This window comes from Streptomyces sp. ID05-39B, assembly GCF_033794725.1.
GTDB lineage: Bacteria > Actinomycetota > Actinomycetes > Streptomycetales > Streptomycetaceae > Streptomyces > Streptomyces bobili.
This window is the reverse complement of record NZ_JARGEF010000249.1, coordinates 1-11,947: the sequence shown is the minus strand read 5'-3', so window position 1 is coordinate 11,947 and position 11,947 is coordinate 1. Positions and strand designations below refer to the sequence as shown.

Annotated in this window: 1 protein-coding gene; it reads right to left on the bottom strand. The window is 75.8% G+C overall.

Annotated elements, in window-relative coordinates:
- A partial coding sequence (locus tag P1P75_RS34365; protein WP_319262894.1) for an SDR family NAD(P)-dependent oxidoreductase occupies positions 1 to 11,808 on the bottom strand: 11,808 nt, incomplete at its 3' end.
- Between the last annotated feature and the right edge of the window lie 139 nt (positions 11,809 to 11,947).

Genomic DNA, 11,947 nt, shown 5'->3' with positions numbered 1-11,947 from the left:
GGCCGGGGCAGGGTTTGGCGGCGCGGCCTCGGCCTGTGGTGCGGCGGGGCGGAGCAGTGCGGTCAGCTGCTCGGCGCGGTCGGTGCGCAGGTGGTGGGCGAGCTGATCGATCGTCAGCTGCTCGAACAGCAGGGTGGCGGGCAGCGCGCCGAGGTCCTGCTCCATCCGGTAGACGATGTTCTGGCCGACCAGGGAGTCGATCCCGTACGTCTCGAAGGTCGCGTGGTCGTCGAGTTCCGCGGCCCGGAACTTCAGCACCTCGGCGAAGACCTGCCGCACGTAGTCGCGGACCTGCGCCGCGGTCGGCTCCGGTGTCTGCTCGGCTGTCACGTTCAACTCCCGTTCGCTCGTCACCAGGCATTGCTCGAGTTCGTCCTCGGGGGTGCCGGGGATCCCGCACACCCCCGTCACCCGGAATCCCGCATCGGTCAGGGCGGCCCGCCACTGGGCGGGGCCGAGCAACGCGGAGTCCGGGAGGCGGCGCTGCGGATCCTCGAATCGCCACCAGCCCTCGGTGAGACCGAAGGTGAGGGTGACGAAGGCGGAGGAGCGGGTCACCTCGTTCACCGCGAGCACGCCGCCGGGCCGCAGCAGCGTGCGGACGTTGGCCAGGGTGCGGCCGAGGTCCCGGGTGGCGTGCAGCACGTTGGTGGCCAGCACGATGTCGGCGCAGCCCGGCTCGAAGCCCTGGGCGGCGGGGTCGCGCTCGACGTCCAGGAGTTCGTAACGCATCCCGGCCGCACGGTGGTTGGCCTCGCCGTGCCGTAGGAAGGCCGGCGAGATGTCGGTGTAGCGGTATGCGGTCGGCAGTGCGGCCTCGGCGCAGGCGGCCAGCACGTGGCGGGTGGCGGAACCGGTCCCGGCTCCGATCTCGACGATCCGCAGCGGCCGCTCGCCGCCGGTGAGCCGCTGCGCGGAACCGACCACCTCGGCGGCCATCAGCCGGTGGAAGTGCTCGGCGCCCGGCCCGTCGGCGTAGACCGGTTCGACCAGGGCGGGCGACCCCTTCGGGAACAGCACCTCGGTCGCGGCGACCCGGCCGGACAGGATGCCCGGGAGGCCGGCCACGCAGACCCGGAGCAGCTTCAGGTGCGGCGCCATCGCGGGGTGGGCGGCGTCGAACTCGGCGACCGGCAGCCGCGCCGGGTCGAGCAGGGCACGCCGGAAGGTCAGCGTGCCGTCGCTGTCCAGGGTGGCGGCGCCGGCCCGTTCCAGCACCCGCAGTACCGCGCTCAGCACGGAGCGGTTGCGGCCGCCCGCGCCGAGCCGATCGGCGAACTCGTCGAACGCCAGCGGCTGGTCCGGCGCGGGCCGTTCGGACAGTGCGGCGAACTCGGCGCGGAGCAGGTCGGCGGCCACCACGTCGAGTGCGGCGAAGCCGGCCCTGGCCCGGGTCAGCGGGTCGACGCCCTCCGCCCGAATCAGCGGCTCGACGGCCCGGGCCCGAGCCAGCGGCTCGACGCCCTCCGCCCGAATCAGCGGCTCGACGGCCCGGGCCCGAGCCAGCGGCTCGACGCCCTCCGCCCCGGTCAGCGGCTCGACGGCCTCGGTGCGGACGCCGAGCCGGGCCAGTCCGCGCGCGTCGGCCTTGACCACCACGGCCTGCGGCAGGCCGGCTGCCAGCACCCGGTCGAGCGCGGCGAGCCCTTCGGCGGGCTCGATCGAGCCGACGCCGAAGCCGGCCAGCCGTTCGCCGTAGCGCTCGTCGGCGACCACGCCGACGCTGCCCCAGAAGCCCCAGTTGAGCACCTGCACGGGGTAGCGGACCCGGGAGTCCAGCCACTGCGCGTAGGCGTCCTGGAAGGTGCTGGCGGCGGCGTACGCGGCCTGGCCCGCCGAGTCGGTGAAGGAGACCGCGGAGGAGAACACCGCCAGCAGGTCGAGCGGGTCCTGGCGCAGCGCATCGGCGAGTGCGGCGGTGCCGGCCACCTTGGGCGCGAGCACCTCGCGGAAGGTCCCCGGGTCGGCGTGCAGCAGCGTCCGGTCACGCAGGTCGAGGGCGGCGTGCACGGCCCCGTTCAGGGTGCCGAAGCGGGTCCGGGCCGCGGCCACCGCCTGCTCGAGCTGTGCCGGATCGGCGGCGTCGGCCCGCAGGTAGACGGCCTCGCCGCCGAGTTCGGCGATCTCCGCGAGCGCCGCGTCGATCGCCGGGTCCTGGGCGCGGCGGCCGATCAGCGCCAGCCGGGCCCGGTGGGTGCGGGCCAGGTGGCGGCCGAGGGTGCGGCCGAGGCCGCCCGCCCCGCCGAGGATCACGTAGGCGCCGCCCTCGCGCCAGGGCGGTTCGCCGCCGGCCGGCCGGGCGGCGACCAGGGTGCGCCGCAGGCGCTGCCCGTCGCGCAGCGCGATCAGCCGGTCGGCGGCGGGTTCGCGGGAGAGGAGCGCGGCCAACCGCTCGGGGGCGGCCGGTGTCGTCCCGGCGTCCACGCAGCCGACCGTCCAGCGCGGGTACTCGGCGGCCGCGGTGGCGCACAGCCCGAGCAGCCCGGCGGCGTGCGGCTGCAGGGGCTCGCCGCCGGTCACCGCGTGCGCGCCGAACAGGACGGCGCGCACGCCGAGTCCGGTGTGGGCCGCGCCGAGGGCCAGCAGCCGCTGGACGAGCCGGAGCATGGCCGGCGCGCTCCGGTCCTGCTCGGGCCGATGGGCGGGCGCGGGGTCGGTGAGGAAGTAGACGAGGTCGGGGACCTCGGTCACCGCGTCGCTGTCGTCGTATCCCACCGTCTGCACGGTCCGGCCGGCGTGACGGCGCGTCAGCGCCTCGGCGAGCGCGCCGGCGGCCTCGGGGCGGCAGATCAGCACGGTGCCGCCGCCCGCAGCCTCCTCCGGGGCGGGGCCCGCGTTCTCCCAGGCCGGCCGGAAGATCCCCGGGCCCTCGGGTACCGCGGCGCCGGCGGCCGCCTCGCGCGGCACAGCGCGCAGCGAGACGCCGTCGAACCTGACGCACAGCACGCCGGACTCGTCGGTCAGCGACACGGTGAACCGGTCCTTGCCGGTGCGCAGGGCGTGCGAGTACCGGGCGAGTTCGGGAGAGCGCAGCACCGTCACCCGGTCCACGGCGAACGGCAGCAGCGCCTGCGGCCCGTCCTCGTCCAGCAGCGGGGCGAGAACCTGCAGCCCGGCGTCCAGCACCGCGGTCAGCCCCTGCCACCCGGCGGGCCCGTCGGCGGGACGCAGCGTGCCCAGCGTCTCACCGCCGCCGGCCCGCACCTGCTCGAGGCGGCGGAACGAGGGCCCGTACGCCAGGCCGGCGGCGCCGAACGCCCCGTACACCTCGTCGGCGTACCGGACGCTCCGGCAGCGCTCGGCGGTCGACCCGATGTCCAGCGGTGGCTCGGCGGCGAACGCGGCCGCCTCCTCGGCGGTCAGCGCCGCGAACCCGCCGCGCACGTACGGGCCGTCTCCGTCCTCCGCCTCCAGCCTGAACGAGCGGCCCGCGGCCGACTCCTCCCCCGCCAGCCGCAGCCGGCGCGGCTCCGACAGCTCGCACGGCCGCAGCCAGCGCACCGCGGACAGCCGGTACGGCAGCCCCGCGAGGTCGGCGGCCAGTGCGAGCGCCGCCGTGCCGGGCAGCAGAGGACGGCCCGCCACCCGGTGGTCGGTGGCGACGGGGTCCTCGGGGCGCACCACCGCCACGCCGCCGGCCCCCACCCCCGGGCCCGCCGGCCGGTCCGGCTCCTGCGCCGACCGCCCCGTCGGAGCCGGGAGCGGACGGCCGTCCGCCGTGCCGGGCACCACCGCGCGGTCGGTGACGGACGGGCCGCTGATCCAGTACTGCTCCTGCTCGAAGGGGTACGTCGGCACCGTCACCCGCCGCCCGCCGGCCGTCAGCGCCGCCCAGTCGGGAGTACCGCCCCGGACGTACGCGGCGGCCGCCCTCACCAGCGGGTCGTCCGAAGCGGCGGCCTCCTCCAGGCCCGCGGAGTCCGCGAGGTAACAGCCGCGATGCTCCTCACCTGCCGCCAACATGCGCAGCTGTGCGCGGAGTTCCTCGCGGCCCTGGGTGAGCAGCGCGGCGCGGACCGGCAGGTGTGCGCGGCCCAGTGCGCGGGTGTGGGCGATGTCGGCGGGGGCCAGCGCGGGGTCGCGCTCCAGCGCCTCCGCGAGGTCCGCGGCGACCTGGGTGAGCGTCTCGGGCGTCCGGGCCGACAGCGGGACCAGGCGGCGGGCCGCTTCCGGCCGGCGCTCCGGCGCGGGGCGGGCGGGCGGTTCGGCCAGCACCACATGGCAGTTGGTGCCACTGAAACCGAAGCTGCTGACCGTGCCGATGCGGACGCCGTTCGCGCCCGGATCCCACGGCGTCAGTTCGCGGACCACCCGCAGGCGGCCGCCCGACAGGTCGAGCTTGGGGTTGGCCTCGTCGAAGCCGGGCAGCGGGGGCAGAGTACGGTGGCGCAGCGCGAGCACGACCTTGAGCAGCCCGGCGATGCCGGCGGCCGTGGTGGTGTGGCCGATGTTGGCCTTCACCGAGCCGAGGGCGGTGAAGCCCGGCCCGTCGGCGGTCCCCAACACCTGGTTGAGGGCCTTGACCTCGATCGGGTCGCCGAGGTTGGTGGCGGTGCCGTGCGCCTCCACGTACCCGATGTCGCCGGCCTCCACGCCGGCCCTGCGGTGCACCGCGCGCAGCAGTTCGGCCTGCGAGGTGGCGCTCGGCGCGGTGATGCCGTTGGTGCGGCCGTCGCCGTTGACGCCGCTGGCCCTGATCACCGCGTGGATCCGGTCGCCGTCGGCGAGGGCCGCCTTCAGACTCTTCAGCACCACCGCGCCGACGCCCTCGCCGAGCACGATGCCGTCCGCGTCGGCGTCGAACGGGATGGACCGACCGGTCGGCGAGAGCATGCCGACCCGGCTGCTCCACACCTGCATCTGCGCCGTCGTCATGACCGCCACCCCGCCCGCGATCGCCATGTCGCAGTCGCCGCCCCTGATCGCCTCGCAGGCCAGGTGAACGGCCGTCAGCGAGGAGGAGCACGCGGTGTCGACCGTCATCGTGGGGCCGCTCAGGTCGAGCAGGTACGCCACCCGGGCCGCCAGGATCGCCATGCTGTTGCCGAGGAACGCCTGCCCGGTGTCCGCCTGGCCGGCCGCCCGCAGCAAGTGGTAGTAGTCACCGCCGCTGGCCCCCACGTACACGCCGCACCGGCGCCGCTCCCCCTGGGCCGCGTAGCCCGCGTCCTCCAGCGCCGTCCACGCCTGCTGCAGGAACTGGCGCTGCTGCGGGTCCATGGCCTCCGCCTCCATCGGAGACAGCTGGAAGAACCGCGGGTCGAAGCCGCCGAGGTCCTTCAGCAGCGCCGCCCACTTGCTGTACGAGCGGTCCGGGACGCGGCGGTCCGGGTCGAACCAGCCGGCGCCCCAACGGGATTCCGGCACCTCGGAGATGCTGGTCCGGCCTGCGGCCAGGTTCGCCCAGAACGCGTCCAGGTTCTCGGCGTCCGGGAAGCGGCCGGCCACACCGATGACCGCGATGCCGTCGGTGTCGTACGCCGGCCGCCGCGTCGGCTCCGCGTCCTCGCCCCGGGGCACGACTGGCGCGACTGGCGCGACTGGCGCGACTGGCGCGACTGGCGCGAGCTGAACGGTCTGGGGGGGCTGTTCGGGCTGGGGCTGTACGGGCTGGGGCTGTACGGGCTGGACCGGAGTGCCGCGCAGCGGCCGAAGGCTCACCTGTCCGGGCGCGGCAGGGGCGACGGAGGCGGCGGCGACGGGCGCGGCAGGGGCGACGGGTGCGGCGGGGACCGGCGGCGCGAGCTGCACCGGCGGGGCGGCGGGCGGTCCGGGAGCCGGCGGCGGCTCCGGCGCGGCAGACACCGGCGCGGGCGCGGGGGTAAGCGCCGAGCGGTGCAGCGCACGGGCCTGCTCGGCGGTCTCCAGGACGTGCGCCGTCAGCCGGGCCACCGTGGGGTGGTCGTAGACGGCTACCGAGTCGATGTCCAGGCCGAAGCGCTGGTTGAGGTTCCGTACGATCTCCACGGCGCCGATCGAGTCCACGCCCAGCTCGCTGAAGCTGAGCCGGCGGTCGATCTCCTCCTCGGTGGCGTACACGATCGCGCAGAGCGCGTCGACCACCAGTTGCTCCACCTCCGACGGGTCGGGGAGCGCGGCCTCGGGGGCGTCGAGCGGCCGCGCCGCCACCGGCACCTCGACGGGCGCGGCAGGGGCGGCGGGCGTGACGACCGGCACCTCGACGGGCGCGGCAGGCGTGACGACCGGCATCGCGTCGGGCACGGCGACCGGCGGAGCGAGCGGTACCTCGGCCGGCGGGGCAGCGGTGGCCGTCGCCCCGTAGTCGCGGACCTTGCGGAAGTGGTCCCGGACCAGGTCCAACGACCCTCCGCCGAGCACCCGTTCGTGCATCCGGACCTCGCGCTCGACGACCTCCGGCAGCTGGGCGAGCAGCCGGCCGGCGAGTTCCGCCTTGACCTCGGCGACCGCCTCGGCGGGCTTGGCGGCGATCGAGCGGGCCAGGTCGAGCGCGGTCGAGAGCACGTCCGCCCCGGGGACGACGGTCACCGAGGCGCCACGGCGGGCGAGTTCCTCGCCGCGGTAGCTGCGGCCGGTGAGGAACATCTCGGTCGCCAGGGTGCGGCCGAATCGCTGCTCCAGCACCAGCGTGGCACCCATACCGGGCGTGAAGCCGTACTTGAGGAAGTTGGCCCCGTACGAGCCCTCCTGGGCGAGCACCACCAGGTCGGCGTAGAGGCCGAAGGCGAGGCCGCCGCCGGAGGCCTGGCCGCGCATCGCGGAGACCACGGGGCGGCGGCAGCGCAGCAGGCCCTCGTAGACGAACGGGGTGTCGGTGAACCTGGTGTGCTTCTCGGCCAGTTCCTCCAGGGCCTGCGGTGTCGCGCCGAGGTTGAAGACCGTCTCGGTGCCGGTGAGCACCACGGCCCGGATGTCCTCGCGGGTGTCGATCTCCGCGAAGGCGGCCTCCAGGCCGTGCGTGAGTCCGGCCGTGAACATGTTGCGGTGCGCGTGGTCGTGCATGGTGACCAGCGCGATCCCGTGTTCCAGGACCCGCAGGTCGACCTCGTCGCCGTGGTACGGCTCGGCCGGCGCGGGGGCAGCGGGGTTCACGGAGGCCGCGGGGGCCGCGGGCGCGACAGGCGCAGCGGGCGCGAAGCCCACCGCCGGCGCGGTGACGGCCGGTTCGCCGTTGCGGCTCTGCCAGCCGCCCAGCCAGTGGCGTTCCTCGCGCAGCGGCGGGACCGGCAGCGACGCCCGGCGCGGGACCGGGCCGCTCGGCACGCAGTCCGCCCACCGCACGTCGGCCCCGGCGCTCCATGCCTGCGCGACCTCCTCCAGCCGTCCGCCGCGGACCAGTTCAGCGAGGTCGGGGCGCGGCTCGGCGGCGCCGGTCCTCTCATGTCCCCAGTACTGGCCGGTCCCGGGGGCGGCGCCGCTCAGGTAGCGGTCGAGTGCGGCGAGCAGCTGGGCGTGGTCGGCGGCGAGGACCGCGAGGCGGCTGCTCAGCTGGTCGCGGCCGACCCGCAGGGTGTGGGCCAGGGCGGCGAGCGGGACGGTGGGCTGCCGCTCGGTGCCGAGCTGTCCGGCGAGCTGGTCGATGGACAGCTCGCCCTCGGCCGGCAGCAGCCGGCCGAGGCCGGGCCGGTTGTCGTCCAACACCTTGCGGACCAGGTCCAGGCCGGTGCGGTCCACACCGAGGTCGACCAGCGGCTCGGCCGGGTCGACGGCCTCGTCCGGGACTCCCAGCACCTGGGCGACGGCGCCGGTGAGCACCCGGCGCAGTTCCGCGGCCCCGGCGGGCGACGGCTCCGCCGACCCGTGCAGCACGGCCCTGATCCGCTCGGCGTACACCCGCAGGGCGTCCGCGTCGCGCGCCGACAGCACGATCAGTTCCCGTCCGCCGCGGGCGGGCTGTTGCGCGGGGGCGCGGTACTCCTCCAGCACGAGGTGCGCGTTGGAGCCGCCCGCGCCGAAGGCGCTGACGCCGGCCCGGCGCGGCGAGCCGTCGGCCGGGGCGGGCCAGTCGGTGAGACGGCGCTGCAGGCGGAACGGGGTGGCGGCGAGGTCGATGGCCGGGTTGACCACCTCCGCGTGCAGCGAGGGGACCAGCTGACGGTGCTTCAGCTGGAGCAGGGTCTTGGTGACGCCGGCGATTCCGGCGGCGCTCTCCAGGTGGCCGATGTTGGACTTCACCGACCCGATCGCGCAGCCGTCCGACCCGGTGTGGGCCGCGGCGAAGGCCTTGCGCAGACCGTCTATCTCGATCGGGTCGCCGAGCGCCGTGCCGGTGCCGTGCGCCTCCAGGTAGCCGATCCCGGACGGCGACAGGCCGGCGGCGTCCAGCGCGTCGCGGATCAGGGCGGCTTGGGAGGTGGGGCTGGGCACGGTGAAGCCGCTGGTCCGGCCGGTGTGGTTGAGCCGGGTGGCCCGGATCACCCCGTAGATGTGGTCGCCGTCGGCCTCGGCCTTCGCGAGCGGCTTGAGCAGCACCGCGCCGACGCCCTCGCCGGGCACGTAGCCGGTGCCGCCGGCGCCGAAGCTGCGGCAGCGGCCGTCGTCGGAGAGGAAGCGGCCCTGGGCGAGCTGCAGGTACTTCTGCGGGTGGGCGGCGACGTTCACCCCGCCGGCCAGCGCCGTCTCGCACTCGCCGCGGCGCAGGCTCTCCACGGCGAGGTGCAGGGCCGTCAGCGACGAGGAGCAGGCGGTGTCGACGGCCATGCTGGGGCCGGTCAGGTTGAGCGTGTACGAGACCCGGTTGGCGACGGCGGCGTGCATCGCGGTCGGCTGGACGCCGTCCTCGGCGCCCTGCACGAGTTGGTAGTGGTTCCACATCACGCCGGCGAACACGCCGACGGACGAGGCGGTGGTCCGGGACGCCGGATATCCGGCGTCCTGCAAGGTCTGCCAGCAGGTGGTGAGGAAGAGGCGTTCCTGCGGGTCCATCCGTTCGGCGTCGCGCCGGGAGATGCCGAAGAACGCCGGGTCGAAGAGGTCCATGCCGTCCAGGAACCCGCCCCAGCGGCCGTAGGTGCGGCCGGGGCGGCCGTGTTCCGGATCGTGGATCGCCGCGTGGTCCCAGCGGTCCTGCGGCACCTCGGTGATGCAGTCGCGGCCTTCGGCGAGCACCCGCCAGAACGCGTCGACGTCGGCGGCCTGCGGATACTGTCCGGCCAGGCCGATCACCGCGATGGCGTCCGGTCGGTGCCCGCTCGGCCCGGCGGCGTGCGGCCCGACGGCGTGCGGCCCGTCGGCGTGCGGCTCGACGAGCTCGCGGGCGGCGGTGTCCGGCTCGACGAGCTCGCGGGCGGCGAGCGGCAGGCGGTCGTCGGGCCGGGCGGGGTCTGCGTGGGTGACGACCAGGCGGCTGTCGTCGCCGGCCAGCGCCCGCTCGAACAGCTCGAGGCCGGTGCCGGTCGGCAGCGGGCTGGCGCCCTGGGTACGGGCGGCCCGCTCGATGACCTCGGCGTCGACCCGCATGCCGCCCTCGGCCCACAGCGGCCAGTCGACGGAGACGCTCCGGCCGGGCCGGGCCGCCAGGTAGTGGTCGAGGTAGGCGTTGGCGTAGGCGTAGTCGCTCTGGCCGGAGTTGCCGATGGCGGCGGAGAGCGAGGAGTAGGCGGCCAGGAAGTCCAGTCCGTCGGCGCGGGTCGCCTCGTCGAGGTGGCGGATGCCGGCGGTCTTGGGGGCCAGCACCTCTCGGATCTGCTCGGGCCGCTTCGCCAGGAAGATGCCGTCCCGGACCACCCCGGCGCAGTGCACGACGCCGTCGATCCGGCCGTACAACGCGCGTGCGGCCGCCACCAGTTCGCGCACCTGGGTGGGGTCGGTGACATCGGCGGTCCGGTAGTGCACGTCCGCGCCGTGGCGCTGCCACTCCCGCATCCGCCCGAGCAACGCCTCGCTGGGCGTGGAGCGGCCGGACAGCAGGATGCGGGCGCGGCGGGTGCGGGCGAGGTGCTCGGCCAGCATCGGGCCGAGGCCGCCGCCCCCGCCGGTGATCAGGTAGACGCCGCGCTCACGCAGCACCGCTTCACCGGCCGGCGCGGGGCTCTCCACCGGCTGGAAGCGCCGGGCCCGGCGCGCGCCGCCCGCGTGCCGGACCTCGCTCTCCGCGGACGGGTCGGCGGCCTCGGCGAGCAGCAGCGCGGCGAGCTCGGCGGGACCGGCGACGTCCACCTCGACGGCGCGGACGGTCAACGTCGGCAGCTCGGCCGTCACCGTGCGGCCGAGCGCGGCGACCGCGGCGTACTCCGGCTGCCGGCGGTGCGCGAACAGCACCGCGCGCAGCCGGGTGGGCCGCCGTTCGCTCGCCGCCGCGCAGGCCGCCCACGCGGCGACCGCGACCTCGGGCGGGTCGGTGACAGACCCGCCGAGCCCGCTGGCGTCCAGCAGTGCCCAGGACCGGCCGTCCCGCTCCGGCAGGGCGCCGAGCCGCGCGCCGAGCAGCGCCCGATCGCCCGGGTCGACCGCGACCACCAGCGCGCCCGCCGCGGCGGCCCGTTCGGTCAGCGCGGCGAGCAGCGCCGGGTCGGCGCCGAGCACGGCGAGGTCGGTGGGCACGGTCCGCGCGGAGTGCGCGACCCGCTGCCAGACCGGGCGCAGCAACTGCGCCCGGTGCGGGCGGGCGGGCTGGGCGGGCTCGGTGGACGCGGACGCCTGCGGTGCCGGTGCGGTGGACGCGAACGCCTGCGGAGCAGCCGGGGCGGGTGCGCCGTACGTCTCCTCCAGGTGAGCGGCCAGCCCGTCCACCGTGGTGTGTTCGAACAGCAGCGTCGGGTAGAGCGCGGAGCCGACGACCTCCTCCAGTTCGGTGCTGATCCGCAGCATGTCGGTGGAGGACAGGCCCATGTCGTAGAAGCCGGCCCCGTTGTCGACGGTGTCGGCGCTCCGGTCGAGGATCCGGGCGATCCGCTCGCGCAGCCAGTGCCGGTAGTCGGCGGCCGGCACGGCGACGGGCTGTGGCTCGGCGGCGGTGGGCTGCTGCGCGCCGGCCGCCTCCAGCAGCAGGTCGCGGATCGACTCGGGGTGGCGGATCCGCTTGCAGGTGAGGCGGTCGAACTCGGCGACGGTGCGGCCCTGCCGGTCGTGCAGCGAGAAAGTGCTGCGGAACAGCTCGCCGGACGCGGTGAGTTCCTCGGGCCGCGGTACGTGCACCAGGAACATGCCGTGCAGCGGGCCGTGCGCGCGGAACCGGTCGATGAACATCGGGATGAACGGCTCGGCGGTGGTGATCTCGCGCTGCCCGTACGCCACGATGGTCGCGGCGTCCATCTTCGCCGGGTGCAGCAGGAACGCGCGGTCCTCTGCGGTCTCCGGCAGGACCAGGGAGAGTTCGGCCAGCAGGCGGCCCGGTGCGAGGTGCATCGGTCCCGCGCACTGCATGGCAGCGCCGTGCACGATCTGCCGGGAGCGCGTGTGCTCGTACATGTCCGCCATCGGCCGGGTGCGGTCGGCGCCCGCCACCAGTGCGGCGGCGTCCAGGTCCGGGACGGCGGACGGGCCGGCCGGGTGCAGTTCGGCGCGGATGTTCTCCCGCCACTCGCCGTACGGTTCGTCACCGCGAAGCCAGCGGCTGGTGCCGGTGACCGGGCGGACGCCGTCCACCGGCTCGCCGATCACCACACGGATCTCCCGGTCGTCGCCCTCGGCGGTGGCGATGGCCTCGGCGAAGACGATGCCGCGCAGCTCGACGGCGGTCGGGTCCAGGCCCTGGGCCGCGAGGATCCGCAGCACGATGTCGAGGAAGGTGACTCCCGGCATCACCGACACCCCGTGCACCCGGTGGTTCTGCATGATGAAGTCGCCGTGTCGCAGCACGAGTCGACAGTCGATGGTGGGGTCGCTCATCGGTGGGTCCTCTCCGGGATGCCAAGGACTGCCCCTGCGGCGGGGTTCGGTTCGAAGCGCAGGTCGAGGATCGAGGCGGCACGGACCGGCCGCCCGGCAGTGGCGGGCGCGGGGGCGGTGGGCGCAGCGGGTGCGGGCG